The organism is Streptomyces sp. Ac-502 (assembly GCF_045222935.1).
GTDB lineage: Bacteria > Actinomycetota > Actinomycetes > Streptomycetales > Streptomycetaceae > Streptomyces > Streptomyces monomycini.
This window is the reverse complement of record NZ_JBHFFO010000001.1, coordinates 6123765-6136864: the sequence shown is the minus strand read 5'-3', so window position 1 is coordinate 6136864 and position 13100 is coordinate 6123765. Positions and strand designations below refer to the sequence as shown.

Sequence of the window (13100 nt, the reverse complement as noted above, 5' to 3'; positions counted from 1 at the left end):
AGGGAAGGCATGGCGAACGCTTCCGTTCCCGCATCGGACGCCCCACGGGAGCGGGCCGAGCCGAAGGCAGGGAACTCCGGGTTCACGGCGGAGCTGCGGGACGAAGACCGGCAGATGGCCGTGCATGGGTTCTTCGCCCCGGCCGAGCTGCTGGAGTTCATCGATCTCGTCGACGCCAGCGCACGCACCGCGTGGGCGGCACACCACTTCGGGCACCCCACCGCTCCTCGCCGGATGCGGCGCGTGGAAGGCGAACCTGACGCTGGGGCCTCCACCTGCTGGACTCCCGGCTCGGGTGGGTTCACGTACGAGGTACAGACACCTTCGGGCACTCGTGCCGGGCACCTGTCGTGGAGAGAAGTGCATGTCCAGGTCACCGAGCGACTGACGCCGGTGCGCTACGGAGCCCTGCGCCAAGCGGTCGAGGCGGAGCAGGCCCACGCGGCCGCATATACGACATGCCCCCTTCCTTACCGGACGGCCGAAGCGTGGAACGACCTCTTCTACCGCTCATGGTCGCGCCGTTCGGCCGCCCTCTCTTTGCGCTCGACGGCCGCGCTGAACGCCATCGTGCCAGCCGCCGTGGCCCACCCGTCCCTCTTCTGACGCCCAAGGAAAATTACGTGATCACCCCCACCAAGCCGTCCACCTGGATCGACCTCGTACCGTGCGCCACCAGGGACGGGTACGTGCCCGACGCTTCGCTGGTCGACTCGCCCGGTGACCTCATCGCCTCAAGCACTCCGCTGATGCAGGACTGCGCGGACTCCTGTCCGTTCATCTCCCGGTGCTACGAGCGGGTACGCCCGGAAGCCGGCCGGTTCGACGGCGTGTGCGCGGCCCGGTTGTGGATCAACGGAAGGGTGGTCGCGAAGGCCGAGGGCGCTCCGGCGCTAGGCAAACTGCCCTCGCGAGCTGGTAGTTGCGGTACGAGCGGCGGGGTGGCCGGTCACGGGCGAGTGGGGGAGCCTTTGTGCGGAAAGTGCCGGGAGGTGGCACTGCGCGCTCAGGTGCGCTCCGCCGGCCCAGCGAGCATTCGCAAGCGGTCGCGGAGCAAGGGTTCCGCCACGGCGGCAGTGTGACCGAAGCGCGCGGCGGGTGACGTCGCTGGGTTCCGACCTGGTCGTCCTCGATTGACACCCCCACAAGGCATAGTAGAATTTAGTTATGACAGGGAGGGAAAACCCACCTGCTGAACGAAAGGCTCCCCGTGAACGCACCCACACCCGACCCGCTGACCGTCCTGGCAACCGCCACCAACTACGGCCTCACCGAGCACCAGGCGGAAGCCGCGCTCCTACTGGCGGCGAACTACTTCGTGGACACCTGGCAGTTGCACGCCAACGCAACCGGCCAGGACCACACCGACGGATCGGCCATGGAGCGGTGGGCGCAGCAATTCTCGCCCTCCCACCGCCGAGCCGTACTGGAGGAATCCATCACCGTCGCCCTCACCGCCAGCACTGAGCCCTTCCCGGAGCCCCGCTGCGCATCCCCCGCCCCTCGACGACTGCGCGTCATGCGCACCAGCCGACCCCGCGTACACATCCGCTGACCGCCACTGACGCACCACGGCCCGCCCCAACCGGAGCGGGCCGCGTCATGCGCCACTCACCCGAAAGAGAAACAGGCATGGGATCCGCCACCTTCTACACCACCGCCTCCGGACCGACCCTCGAAGCCGCCTTCGAGCAGGCGCGCCAGGAAGCTGCCTTCGAGTACGGCCGCGGTGGTTACACCGGAACGATCGCCGAAAAGGACGAGGCCACACTCATCGACACAGCCCTGCTCACCGAAGACGACGCCATGAAGCGCGCGTCCGGCCTGATCGACATCGGCGACCCGCGGGTGGAAGGCAAGTGGGGTCCGGCCGGGGCTTTGCCGATCCGCGCCGACGGTGAAGGCACATGGCTGTTCTCCGGGTGGGCCTCTTGCTGACACACCACCGCCGGCCGCGCACGCCGTCAGCAACCCGCCACTCCTTGGAAGGACTCCCCACCCCTGATGCTGCCTAGACACCTCCCGCTGCTGGCGGTTGCCGACGTGATCAGCAGCCTCGGCCTGAACTCGCGGCAGATCCGCCACGCCGCCACGGCCATGGAACACATCGTGCAGCGGGCCTTTACACGGCGGGCCGGAGCCAAGCGCCCACTCTCTTACGAGGAATTCGCGGACACGGTGCCCGAATGCCACTGGGTCGTGATGTTCGAAGTCTGCGCGCTCATCCACCTCGAACGCTTCGCGGAGGCTTACGCACTGACCAGCGCAGCACGCGCCCTCCACCGCTCCTCCGAGCCGATTGCCGACCCGTCACCAGGACACGCAACCGCCGCGTAGAGAAGGAACGACCCATGACCGACAACACCTCCCTGCAACGCACCCTGATAACCACTTCCCGCATCCTGGCCGACTTCTCTCATCCCGAACCGCACCTCGCACTCGCCAACCACCGCGCACTGCTGCACTTGTGGGGCCAGCTTCCCCCTACCGCCGATGCCGGTTGCTGCTGGTCGCCTCGTGGGCCGCTCGCGATACTGCGGCCGTACGGGGCACGTTCCACGAGGACCGTTTCGCGCACGAATTGATCGACGCCACGCGTAAGTGGGCGGTCACCAACCAGGACGGCTCTCTGGACCAGTTCTGCAACGGCATATACCCCGCTTTCTACGCCTGCACCTGGTTGACCAGTGAGGCGAACAACGAGCTCTCCCTCCTGGTCTTCCTGTCCCTGGCCGTGCTCCTGTCCGCGGGCGACTCCGGGGGAACCTGTGAAATCCGGCGATGCCGTCTGGCTGCGTCACACCGATGGCCGTTACGTCCGCGACGCCGCGGGCCTGCCAGTGACCTTCGGAATCACGGAAGTCGACACCTGCGCTGCCAGCACCTGGTACCGACTGACCACCGACCACCCGACCGCTCACAAGATCTTCAGCGGCTGGTACACCCGCCACCGCATCACCCCTGATCAGGGGCACAGTGCAATGGGTACCGGAGTCACCTGCGAAGGCCGCAAGCGGTGGTCGAGGGGGACTTCCAGCGCGGTGACTTCGCGAAGTACCGCGGCACTTGGTACGAGGTTCTGCGGGTCCACAACACGTCGGTGACGATTCCGCACCTTCACCTCCACATCAGCGGAGGCGTCGTGCGCGCCGGGGATGTCCGGCCCGGCTGGACATGGACGGCGCCGTACGCCGGGCTCGCCGGCCGCATGTCCGAGGAGGAGATGCGGCAGCACCAGGAGTCACCAGTCCCCTGAGTTCGCAACTCTGCGTAGTTGACCTACCCCTCATGCATAGTAGAATTTAGCTAGCGGGTGAGGGGGCGACACCCCCTCACCCTCCACACCATCCAAGGAGACACCGATCGTGCAGCTCGACATACATCCCAGCCAAGCCCGGCGGGACACCCGCGTCCTCGACTCCTACCTGGTGGGCCTCGATCCCACCCCCGCAACTTGGTCTCGGCCATCGTCGCCTTCGCCCGTATCGACGAACTCGGCTGGGCCGCCCGCTCCGGCTACCCCGGCTCCGACGTCCAGTGGCCCGTCCACTGCATGGTCTGCGGCTGGCAGGGCGAACGCTTCTACAGCCACCTGCGGCGCGCCAGGCCCCTCAAGCGCCACCAAAAGTGCGCACCCGTGTCCGACCACGCCCGAGCCCTCAACGCCCTGAACTCGCACTCGACAAGCGACTGTCCCTGCCGCACCCCTCACCCCACCAGGGAAGAAGACGTGGCCAGCCTGATCAAAATCGCCGACCACGCGCGGCGCGACTCCGACGCCCGCCGCCTCCTGGCCGCCCTCAAGCACCTCCTCGACCCATGCCCCGCCACGGCTTCGCGCGCCGCAGCCGCCAAGGCGTACGCCACCACAGCCCAGAAGTGACCAGAATCGGAAGAGAGCACATGACCGACCCCGCCCCCTACAAGCCCGGTGACCGCGTCTGCGCGGCGTACGACGCCCATGACGGCCCCGCCATCGTCTACAACCGCTTCGTGATCGAGGTCGGCCCCCGCGAGGAGTACGGCCACCGAGTATGGATCGATCTGCCGGAGGACGCCGTCGGGGGAACCGTCGGCACCTACCACACCAGCATCGCCAACTTCACCCTGATGGACATCCCACTCCACCTCCAAGCCCCACTTCAGATCGGCGCCAACACCCACTGGCACGCCGACCACGCCGCGCCCGGCTCCACCCGGCCGACCTGGCCACGCGGACGCCACCAGGCCCGCGTGGACGTTCCGCTCACTCGCGACGAGCGGGAAAAGCACGCGGCGTTCGCTGCCCTCTACTCCGAGCACTGGATACGGCACGACCCCGCCGGCTTCGGCCTGTGGCTGTCACGCATGGTGTCCGAAGCATGGGGAGACGACCGGTGAAGCGCACGTCCCAGCAGGCGGAGCCGTTCCTCGGTGCGTGGCGCATCGTCTTCCATGAACCCACCCGCGACAGCGGCACGTCGTCGTACCTGCTGTCCTCCCGTACGGCCAGCACCGAAGCAGCCGCCAGGGCGACCGCGAGCCGGTGGCACCGAACGGCAGCCGCAGGAACAGCCGGGCAGCGCCTCACTCAGATGGTGATCTGCGAGGTGACCTTCAGGCCCAGCACCTCGTGCCGGGGATGCGCTCTGGCCTGGGCAGCCCGCGCGGACGCTGGCACAGTCGAGCCATCGGAACTCCGGCTGCTGATCGAGGGACATGAGGCGAAAGCGGTCGGATTCGGCAATTCCGTGGCTGACGTGATCGCCTCCGCCAGCCCCGAAGGCGCCTGGGACGTGAAGCCCTACCGGGATCCGTTCGGCCGGGTGAACTGGGCGGACGTTCGAGCCGACATCAGCAAGGCGGCAATGAGCACGCTGCGGCAGACGCCCTACGGGCTGCTCTGGCTCGACCAGGGCTGATTTCGGGGCTCGATCGCTTGACCGCGTCGCCATCCATAGTAGAAAACGTTCTACGTGGGTGATGCTGCCACGGCGGCCCGCCTGGTTCGGCGGGCCGCCGCCCGATTGGAGAAACACCATGTCCGACAGCATCAGCAAGCTCCGCACGGAGAAGAATCCGGCCCGTACGACGATCACCGATCCACCCACGCTCGCCCCGCGCACTCCGGCACGGACGGGGCGCGCACGCCTGATCACAGCCGCTGCGGAGGCCCGGCCATCTGCGCGAGGCCGGTACGGGACTTGGCGCATGTGCATTCGCCGGCCCGAGGACAGCCTCGCGGAATGGCACTACCTGTTCTCCACGAAGCGCGCTCACACGTTCGGCCAGGCGCATCGTCTGGCGTACGAGCTGCACTCCGAGCTCATGGAGCGGCAGGGGCGTCCGCCACTCGGCAAGGGGTGGCGCTCGGCGCATGGACGTTCACCCCGGCTGTGCGATCACGTGAGCGCGCGGTGGCGTGGGCTGCCCTCATGGATGCGGCGGAGATGGAGCCGGACTGCGGCTGGCAGCCGACAGCGACGATCCACTGTGGCGTCACCGGCTCCGAGATCTGCACCATTCCCACCGGAAGCAGGTCGTGGCGTTCGGCAATAACTGCACCCAACTCTTCGCCTCGGCGGTCGGTACGCGTGCCGACTGGGACCTGGAGCCGTACCGGGACCGGTGCGGGCGGATCGACTGCTCCACGGTGGCCGCAGTGATTGAGGAGCACGCGGATTTCACCACGCGGGTCACTCCATATGGCGTGCTGTGGGTCGGCCGCGAATAACTCGTCGCAGTCGTACCGCAGTTGACCACCCCCTTAACATAGTAGAATTTAGCTAGAAGGTTGAGGGGGAAGCCTCGACCCTGGCCCGTCCCGCACCCGCGGGGCGGGCCGCCGCATTCTCACCATCCCGACAGGACCCTCATGACGCAGCAGCTCGACCTCTTCGCCGACCTCCAGCCGGCCCCCGCGCGGCCGCAGCCCAAGGCCCCGGTGACCTTCGCCGCCAAGCCCAGCCGCAGCACCGCTCCGTCTTCACCCGCGCCGCGGCCAGCCAAGAAGCAGCCCAGCACACCGGCACGTCCGCGCACCATCAGCGTCTGCCCCGCGAGCGACCCGCATGCCCAGGCCATGCAGGTCGGCGAAGCCGTCGCCGGAGCTTGGCATCGACAGCACGGCGGCAACCACACACACGTACCGATCGGCATCGTGGCCGCCCTCAGCCTGATCGGCCAAAAAGATCCGAACGGGCCCGATCTCGCGACGCAGATCCTCAGCCTGAATGACACAAACCTGATCGGCATGTACCGCGAGATCTGGTCCACCCACTGGATCCGGCGCCCCGACCTCATCGACCGGGCCCGCATCCTCCACGAGTGGCTGAACGACACGGACATCGACAAGAACCGCATATCCGCCGTTCGCGCCGTCACGGAAGCGGCCCTGAAGAATGGCCTGCTCACCCTGACCGGGTACGCCGACCCGTACCTGCGCTCCATGACCGACGTGCTCTCGCCCGTGATGATGCTGCTGCGGAGCCGTGGCGCTCAACAGGGACTCGGCGAGTTCCACACCCCGGCTTCCGTCGCGGGAGCCATGGCTGAAGTCGTGAACTTCAGCGCCGTCGTGGACTTTTTGGTGGCTGCCCCCGAGGCAGGCCGCCCGCGGCCAGGCCAGCACATTCACGACCCGGCCGGCGGCAGCGGCGGCCTGCTGCGTGCCGCAGCACAGAACCTGCGCGAGAAGGGCCTGGACCCCGCCGACTTCCAGTGGTCGATGTGCGATATCGACGAGATCGCTGCCGCCTGCGCAGCCGTCAACGCCATCGTCTGGGGCCTCGGCCCCCGCGTCACCGTGGCCTGCGCCGACACCCTGGCCAACCCCAGGGCCATCGAGGAAGCCGCCCGGCACGCCCGAGCCGTGATCGAACACCGCGACTCCATCCTGGGCAAGGCGAAGATCATTGCCTCGGTCCGGCAGGCGCAGCAGCTCCTCGACCAGGCCCCGGAGTGCGCCGCGTGAACGTGATCAGCTACGGCGGTGGAGTGCAGAGCACTGCCCTCATGGTCCTGGCTGCCCGCCGCGAGATCCCGTACCGCACTCTGCTGTTCGCGAACGTGGGTGACGACAGTGAAGATCCAGCGACGCTGGAGTATGTACGGCATGTCGCGAGACCGTACGCGTCAGCCAGCGGTCTTGACCTGCACGTCCTGCACCGCACACTGCGCGCCGGCGGAACGGAGACGCTGTGGGGGCGGATGATGCGGAAGGGCTCTCGCGCGCTGCCCATACCCGTCCGGATGTCCAACGGCGCGCCTGGCACGCGGGGTTGCACTCGGGATTTCAAGATCCACGTCACGGGCAGGTGGCTCAAGGCGAATGGCGCGGCATCCGGCAATCCGGCGACGGTCGCCGTCGGCATCTCGCTCGATGAGATCGCGCGGGCGGCCAACCGGCGGGTTGAGCCGTACGAGCGGCTGGCCTACCCGCTGCTCGATCTCAAGCTCCGTCGGGTCGACTGCCAGCAGATCATTTCGGATGCGGGCCTGCCGATGCCGCCGAAGAGCGCGTGCTGGTTCTGCCCGCTGAAGTCGCTGGGGGCTGGAAGGAGATGCGTCGCGACCGTCCGGGGCTGTTCCTGCGTGCCTGCTGCCTGGAGGAGTCGCTGAACGAGACGCGGCTGTGGGGCGGCATGGGCGACGCGGTGTTTCTGACCCGTACCGGCCGGCCTCTGCTCGAAGCGGTCGAGGCAGCGCAGGAGGAGCTGCCCTTTGATGTGGGCTGCGACTCCGGCTGGTGCATGACCTAACCCCCGCCTGACGTGCATCTTCGCAGTTGACGCCCCCACTAGCCATAGTAGAATTTAGCTATTGGGTTGAGGGACAACCACAACCCCACACCTCTTGGAGACAGCCACCATGACCACCGAAACCACCCAGAACCCCGACACCGACACCGACACCGACACCGACACCGACACCGACCAGGACACCACCACCATCGAGACCGCCCCCTTCGACATCTCCCTCATCGACCTCTACCTCCTGGCCGACCTGATCATCGAGAAGCTCGGCGACGGCTGGCACAAGGTCGACGACTCCATCGACCCGGAAACGATCCACTTCGCCCACCAGGACGGCCGCACCTTCGGCATCCGCCGCCTGTGGAACGGTTCCGCCGCCCAGACGTTCGCGCGCGGCCCCGAGAAGGCCGGCCCGCACTACAACGCCGCCTGCCACTTCACCACGGCCGAAGCACCCCTCGACACCCTCCTCGACACCCTCCACCTGCGACTCTTCCCCGTCTTCCAAGGCCACCGTGCGAAGCTCCGGTACGACGGCACCCGCATCCCCGTCACCACCGCCGACGAGCCCGCGCCGCAGCAGTCCGCCCAGCCGAAGACACCCGCCGCACCGACCGGCGAGCCGGCCGCGAGGAAGACCACCGTGAAGAAGTCGCCCGCGAAGAAGCCCGCGCCGACCAAGCCCGCGCCCAAGGCCGCCGCTAAGAAGCCCTCCCCGACCGGCACGGGGAAGCCCGCCGCGAAGCGTCCGGCGAAGAAGGCCAGCACAGCTGCACGCCCCAAGGCCGCCGCGGCACAGCCCAAGCGCACGGCCAAGCCGAAGGCCGTACCGGCCGCCGCCTGACCCGCACGCACAGGGGCGGGCGCCACCGCCCGCCCCTCTTCTCACCAGGGACCTCCCATGACAACCACGACCACCCTCACCGCACCGGACAGCGCCGACACCAGCACGGCGCAGCCCGCCTTCGAAGGACGCTTCGCCTGGGTCGACCCCTACGAACTCGTCGTCGACCCGTACAACCACCGCCAGCACCGCTCGGACGACGAGCCGGACGGGACCGAACCTGATCCTGCCCTGATCGCCTCCGTGGAAGAGGTCGGCGTGCAGAGCCTTCTCCTCCTGCGTCCACAGACCGGGGACAACGAAGGCAAGCTCGGCATCATCTTCGGGCAGCGTCGCTGCAAGGCAGCGATCATCGCCGCCGACAAGGCCAAGGACGAGGGCCGCGCCTACATGCTCGTTCCTGCCCTGATCCGCGACGACCTTCGCGGCGTCGATGACGAGGCGCTGACCCTGTCGGTCATCGAGAACAAGCACCGCCGGGACGCGCACGCCCGCGACTACGTCGAAGCCGCCCGGCAACTGTCCCTGATGCCGCTGCCCCAAGCGGTCAAGGAGCGACATGCGCGCGCGCTCGGCCTGTCCGCCGCCGAGCTCACCGCCGCCGACAAGGCGTCGAAGCTGGACGACAAGAATCTCAGCGCCGCGGTCGCTCACGACTTCGACCTGGTGGAGCTGGCCGATTTCCAGGAAGTCGCGCACATCAGCAACGCCCGCAGTCGCCTCGAAGCGGCGAAGGCCCGGGACCGCAACGACGGCGCAGGCACGCGCGGCCACTGGGCCCACGCACTCCAGTGCCTCAAGGACGAGGCGGCCGAGAAGGCCAAGCGCATCCAGCTCAAGCAGGACCTCGCCGCCGCCGGCATCAAGCTAGTGGACTGGGACTGGCGGTGGCACGAGACCCCCATGCGCCCCCTCAAGGATCTGGTAACCCCCTCGGAACAGCCATCACCGCCGACCAGCACGCCCGGTGCCCCGGACACGCCGCCACCCTCAACCCGTTCAAGCCCACGGTGACTTGGCTGTGCACCGACTGGCGAGCCCGCCAGCACAAGCTGAGCCCCGAAGCGTCCGGGACGGCAGCACCGGACGCCGCGGAAATGGCGGAGAAGCGACGCAGAACCATCCGCTACAACGCGGCCTGGCGCCAAGCCCGCCCTGTACGGCAGGAGTTCATCGCGAATCTGTGCACCCGGCCCGGCGACGCGACCGACGAAATTTGGAAGTTCACCCTCAGCACCATCACCGGCACCTCCGCCATGTACTCCCAGTACATCGCACGCCACCGCACCGACCTCATCTCGGCCTTCCTGAAGATCAAAGACCCCAACCACGACAGCGAGCCGTGGCGGCGAGTCGAAGACCCCTTCGGGCCGCTCATCGCCCGTACCGGAGCGACCGGACGCTGGAGGCTGCTCTTCGCCCAGGTCGCCGCGGTGTACGAGCATCAGGCCATGTCCGATCAGGCGTGGCGGAACCCGGTCAGCAAGGACACCACCAACTGGCTGGCCTTCCTCCAGCGCCAGAAGTACGCACTCAGCGACATCGAAGCCGAAGTGCTCGACTCCGCACGCGAACGGCCGTCCAGTTCCGCTGCCTGACCAACTCCAGCGCAGCACATCACCACACCCCGCCCACTGCAAACCCCCGACCCCGCCCTCGCCCATAGTAGAAAACCGCCAAGAAGGCGGGGGGCGCCGGGCCAGCCCGAAAGAACCATGCCTCAGCACCAGCGCACCCTCCTCGTCGGCGGCGCCACCGTAACCGTGCGAACCAGTAACCGCACCACCCTCGGCCTCGACGTCACGAAAGCGGGCGGCATCGTCGTCCGCGGCCCCCACCACACCACCGACGCCGAAGCAACCGCCCTCGTCGAACGCCGCCGCCGATGGATCTACCGACAGCTCAATCACCTCGCCGAGACCTCCCCCCACGCCCCCGTACGGCACCTCGCCGACGGAGAGCAGTTCACCCTCCTCGGCCGCCGGCACCGATTCCGCATCGTCCCCGACGACGCACTGACCACCCCCGCCACACGGCAGGAAGACACCGAATCAGGTGCCACCGTCCTCATGCGCCGCACCACAGCCATAAGCCTGGACAAAGCACGGCGAGAGCTCATCAATCTCCACGTCAAAACCACACAGGAATGGCTAAAAATCTACGGCCCGCATATCACCCGATACGCCAACACAACAGACATGACACTCAGTGCATCCTCCCGCCTCCGCACCACATGGGCCCGACACCACCCCGACCGCGGCCTCACCCTCCACTGGGCCACCGCCCAACTACCTACCCCCTTCTCCGCGAACTCCTCCACCGCACCCTCAACCTCCACACCGTCGCCGACACCCACCAGCTCGACCGCGAGCTGCGCAACCTCTGGCTCGGCGACCTCACCCACCGCCCCCTCCCGCTCCCCCAGTCGGCCCCGAACGCCGCCTGCCCCGCCTGCTCCACACCTCCCGGCGCCCTGCACGCCGACCACTGCGACATCGCCCGCTGCGCCCTCACCGGCCGCCAGCGCGACACCTGTCACCCTGCAAACGTCTGCAACACCACCTGGACCGGCCAGTACCCCGGCATAGCCGAATGCACCGAATACGGCTTCTACTACCGCCACGGCCCCAACGGCTACGAACCCTGCAACGCCGACGCCCCGGACGCTCACCACGACCTCAACCGCCTCTACGCCGAATGCCGCTGGGACATCGCCACCCAGCGCATGGTCCTCCCGGTGTGACCTGACTCCACGAGAGCCCTCACCTGCTCGCCCCTGACCTTGGGGGCGCGCGGCTTTCCTCAGCCGTCCGCGAATGCCCTCAAGAGGCACTGACACGGCGCGACTCTCAAGACCCAGCAGGCTGCCGGACCGCGCTTGCTAGCTCGACAGAGGCCCAGAAGAGCGGGACCACGGCTCCCCCGCACCCGGATTTCGCGCTGTCCACGGTTTGTCCACGGACGGGCTTCAGAGAGCAAAAACGCCCCTCCGGAAGACCTTCCGGAGGGGCGTTCTCAGTGCGTTTTACCTGGTCAACCCTAGAGCCCCCTGTCGGATTCGAACCGACGACCTACGCTTTACAAGAGCGTTGCTCTGACCAGCTGAGCTAAGGAGGCGCGCCTGGTGCAGTGTACCCAGGCTCGCAGCCTACCTGGCGCCGCTGTTTCGTGACCCGCGGGCTACTGACACCGGGCGTCGGCCCGGGTACCGTCACGGGCAGTCCACAGCAGTGGACTACACCACTCCTTTTACTCGGATCGTCCGGCACGTTCCTGCCGGTGAAGGGACACATCATGGCCACGGTCACGTACGACCAGGCGACCCGGATCTACCCGGGTTCCGACAAGCCCGCCGTCGACAAGCTGAACATCGAGATCGAGGACGGCGAGTTCCTCGTCCTGGTCGGCCCCTCCGGGTGCGGCAAGTCCACGTCGCTGCGGATGCTGGCGGGGCTGGAGGACGTCAACGACGGCGCGATCCGGATCGGGGAGCGGGACGTCACCCACCTGCCGCCCAAGGACCGGGACATCGCCATGGTGTTCCAGAACTACGCGCTCTACCCGCACATGTCCGTCGCCGACAACATGGGCTTCGCGCTCAAGATCGCCGGTGTGAACAAGGCGGAGATCCGGCAGAAGGTCGAGGACGCGGCGAAGATCCTGGACCTGACCGAGTACCTGGGGCGCAAGCCGAAGGCGCTCTCCGGTGGTCAGCGGCAGCGTGTCGCGATGGGCCGGGCGATCGTCCGGGAGCCGCAGGTGTTCCTCATGGACGAGCCGCTGTCCAACCTGGACGCCAAGCTGCGCGTGCAGACCCGTACGCAGATCGCCGGCCTGCAGCGCCGTCTCGGGATCACGACGGTCTACGTCACCCACGACCAGGTCGAGGCCATGACGATGGGCGACCGGGTCGCCGTCCTCAAGGACGGGCTGCTCCAGCAGATCGACTCGCCGCGCAACATGTACGACCGGCCCAACAACCTCTTCGTCGCGGGCTTCATCGGCTCACCGGCGATGAACCTGGTCGAGGTGCCGATCACGGACGGCGGTGTGAAGTTCGGCAACAGCGTGGTGCCGGTCAGCCGGGAGGCGCTGGCCGCCGCTGCCGACAGGGGCGACCGTACGGTCACCGTCGGCGTCCGGCCCGAGCACTTCGACATCGTCGAGCAGAACGGCGGTGCCGCGAAGTCCCTCTCCAAGGAGACCGCGGACGCCCCGCCGGGCCTGGCCGTCACCGTGAACGTCGTCGAGGAGCTCGGCGCCGACGGGTACGTGTACGGGTCCGCGGTCGTCGGTGACGAGCACAAGGACCTGGTCGTCCGTGTCAACGGGCGGCAGGTGCCGGAGAAGGGCACCGAGCTGCACGTCGTACCGCGGCCGGGTGAGACGCACGTCTTCTCGACGTCGACGGGTGAGCGGCTGAGCGACTGAGCGTTTGAGCGACTGAGCGGGTACGGCGGTGCCGGTCCTTCGGGGCCGGTGCCGCCGTTTTCCGTACGGGTCACCGTACTCACTGTGTCGAC

18 protein-coding genes and 1 tRNA gene are annotated in these 13100 nt (G+C 67.9%); 18 read left to right on the top strand and 1 reads right to left on the bottom strand.

Features of this window, described 5'->3' with window-relative positions; genetic code table 11:
- Nucleotides 1-9 precede the first annotated feature (9 nt).
- The 17 genes from ACEXOX_RS27960 (at nt 10) to ACEXOX_RS27880 (ending at nt 11165) form a co-directional block, all read left to right on the top strand.
- On the top strand, nt 10-606 hold the full coding sequence (locus tag ACEXOX_RS27960; RefSeq protein WP_406523928.1) for a hypothetical protein: 597 nt from the start codon (nt 10-12) through the stop codon (nt 604-606).
- Between the two features lie 17 nt (nt 607-623).
- Nucleotides 624-1082 (top strand): hypothetical protein, encoded by a 459-nt coding sequence (locus tag ACEXOX_RS27955; RefSeq protein ID WP_406523927.1) that lies wholly within the window; start codon nt 624-626, stop codon nt 1080-1082.
- Nucleotides 1083-1210: 128 nt separating this feature from the next.
- Complete coding sequence (locus ACEXOX_RS27950; RefSeq protein ID WP_406523926.1) at nt 1211-1555, top strand: hypothetical protein; 345 nt, start codon at nt 1211-1213, stop codon at nt 1553-1555.
- Between the two features lie 77 nt (nt 1556-1632).
- Complete coding sequence (locus ACEXOX_RS27945) at nt 1633-1938, top strand: hypothetical protein (protein WP_406523925.1); 306 nt, start codon at nt 1633-1635, stop codon at nt 1936-1938.
- A gap of 66 nt (nt 1939-2004) precedes the next feature.
- Entirely contained in the window at nt 2005-2337 is a 333-nt protein-coding gene (locus tag ACEXOX_RS27940; protein ID WP_406523924.1) for a hypothetical protein, read from the top strand.
- Between the two features lie 679 nt (nt 2338-3016).
- Entirely contained in the window at nt 3017-3256 is a 240-nt protein-coding gene (locus tag ACEXOX_RS27935; protein WP_406523923.1) for a hypothetical protein, read from the top strand.
- A 198-nt stretch (nt 3257-3454) separates the two neighbouring features.
- On the top strand, nt 3455-3883 hold the full coding sequence (locus tag ACEXOX_RS27930) for a hypothetical protein (RefSeq protein WP_406523922.1): 429 nt from the start codon (nt 3455-3457) through the stop codon (nt 3881-3883).
- 20 nt (nt 3884-3903) lie between these two features.
- A complete protein-coding gene (locus ACEXOX_RS27925; RefSeq protein ID WP_406523921.1) occupies nt 3904-4380 on the top strand; it encodes a hypothetical protein in 477 nt (158 codons plus the stop codon).
- A complete protein-coding gene (locus ACEXOX_RS27920) occupies nt 4377-4901 on the top strand; it encodes a hypothetical protein (protein ID WP_406523920.1) in 525 nt (174 codons plus the stop codon). Before ACEXOX_RS27925 ends, ACEXOX_RS27920 begins: the two co-directional genes overlap by 4 nt.
- Before the next feature lie 620 nt (nt 4902-5521).
- Nucleotides 5522-5713: a hypothetical protein gene (locus tag ACEXOX_RS27915; RefSeq protein ID WP_406523919.1), complete on the top strand. Its 192-nt coding sequence runs from the start codon at nt 5522-5524 to the stop codon at nt 5711-5713.
- 141 nt (nt 5714-5854) lie between these two features.
- A complete protein-coding gene (locus ACEXOX_RS27910) occupies nt 5855-6952 on the top strand; it encodes an N-6 DNA methylase (RefSeq protein WP_406523918.1) in 1098 nt (365 codons plus the stop codon).
- Nucleotides 6949-7599, top strand: a complete 651-nt coding sequence (locus ACEXOX_RS27905) for a phosphoadenosine phosphosulfate reductase (protein WP_406523917.1) — start codon at nt 6949-6951, stop codon at nt 7597-7599. The genes ACEXOX_RS27910 and ACEXOX_RS27905 overlap by 4 nt, the downstream gene beginning before the upstream one ends.
- Complete coding sequence (locus ACEXOX_RS27900; protein WP_406523916.1) at nt 7542-7739, top strand: hypothetical protein; 198 nt, start codon at nt 7542-7544, stop codon at nt 7737-7739. Before ACEXOX_RS27905 ends, ACEXOX_RS27900 begins: the two co-directional genes overlap by 58 nt.
- 109 nt (nt 7740-7848) lie before the next feature.
- Complete coding sequence (locus ACEXOX_RS27895) at nt 7849-8577, top strand: hypothetical protein (protein ID WP_406523915.1); 729 nt, start codon at nt 7849-7851, stop codon at nt 8575-8577.
- 57 nt (nt 8578-8634) lie between these two features.
- Complete coding sequence (locus tag ACEXOX_RS27890) at nt 8635-9591, top strand: ParB/RepB/Spo0J family partition protein (RefSeq protein WP_406523914.1); 957 nt, start codon at nt 8635-8637, stop codon at nt 9589-9591.
- Between the two features lie 83 nt (nt 9592-9674).
- A complete protein-coding gene (locus tag ACEXOX_RS27885; protein WP_406523913.1) occupies nt 9675-10175 on the top strand; it encodes a hypothetical protein in 501 nt (166 codons plus the stop codon).
- 117 nt (nt 10176-10292) lie between these two features.
- Nucleotides 10293-11165, top strand: coding sequence for a YgjP-like metallopeptidase domain-containing protein (locus ACEXOX_RS27880; protein ID WP_406523912.1), 873 nt, complete (start codon nt 10293-10295; stop codon nt 11163-11165).
- Nucleotides 11166-11620: 455 nt separating this feature from the next.
- Here the strand turns inward: ACEXOX_RS27880 and ACEXOX_RS27875 are convergent.
- Nucleotides 11621-11694 (bottom strand) — tRNA-Thr (locus ACEXOX_RS27875).
- A 177-nt stretch (nt 11695-11871) separates the two neighbouring features.
- Between ACEXOX_RS27875 and ACEXOX_RS27870 the strand changes: the two genes are divergently transcribed.
- Nucleotides 11872-13008 carry an ABC transporter ATP-binding protein gene (locus ACEXOX_RS27870; RefSeq protein ID WP_406523911.1) on the top strand — a complete coding sequence of 379 codons (1137 nt, stop codon included), beginning with the start codon at nt 11872-11874 and terminating at the stop codon, nt 13006-13008.
- Nucleotides 13009-13100 lie beyond the last annotated feature (92 nt).

Coding starts and splice junctions, on each gene's coding strand:
- ACEXOX_RS27960 (WP_406523928.1), top strand. CDS start 10: ATGGCGAACGCTTCCGTTCCCGCATCGGACGCCCCACGGGAGCGGGCC.
- ACEXOX_RS27945 (WP_406523925.1), top strand. CDS start 1,633: ATGGGATCCGCCACCTTCTACACCACCGCCTCCGGACCGACCCTCGAA.
- ACEXOX_RS27940 (WP_406523924.1), top strand. CDS start 2,005: ATGCTGCCTAGACACCTCCCGCTGCTGGCGGTTGCCGACGTGATCAGC.
- ACEXOX_RS27925 (WP_406523921.1), top strand. CDS start 3,904: ATGACCGACCCCGCCCCCTACAAGCCCGGTGACCGCGTCTGCGCGGCG.
- ACEXOX_RS27910 (WP_406523918.1), top strand. CDS start 5,855: ATGACGCAGCAGCTCGACCTCTTCGCCGACCTCCAGCCGGCCCCCGCG.
- ACEXOX_RS27900 (WP_406523916.1), top strand. CDS start 7,542: ATGCGTCGCGACCGTCCGGGGCTGTTCCTGCGTGCCTGCTGCCTGGAG.
- ACEXOX_RS27895 (WP_406523915.1), top strand. CDS start 7,849: ATGACCACCGAAACCACCCAGAACCCCGACACCGACACCGACACCGAC.
- ACEXOX_RS27890 (WP_406523914.1), top strand. CDS start 8,635: ATGACAACCACGACCACCCTCACCGCACCGGACAGCGCCGACACCAGC.
- ACEXOX_RS27885 (WP_406523913.1), top strand. CDS start 9,675: ATGGCGGAGAAGCGACGCAGAACCATCCGCTACAACGCGGCCTGGCGC.
- ACEXOX_RS27880 (WP_406523912.1), top strand. CDS start 10,293: ATGCCTCAGCACCAGCGCACCCTCCTCGTCGGCGGCGCCACCGTAACC.
- ACEXOX_RS27870 (WP_406523911.1), top strand. CDS start 11,872: ATGGCCACGGTCACGTACGACCAGGCGACCCGGATCTACCCGGGTTCC.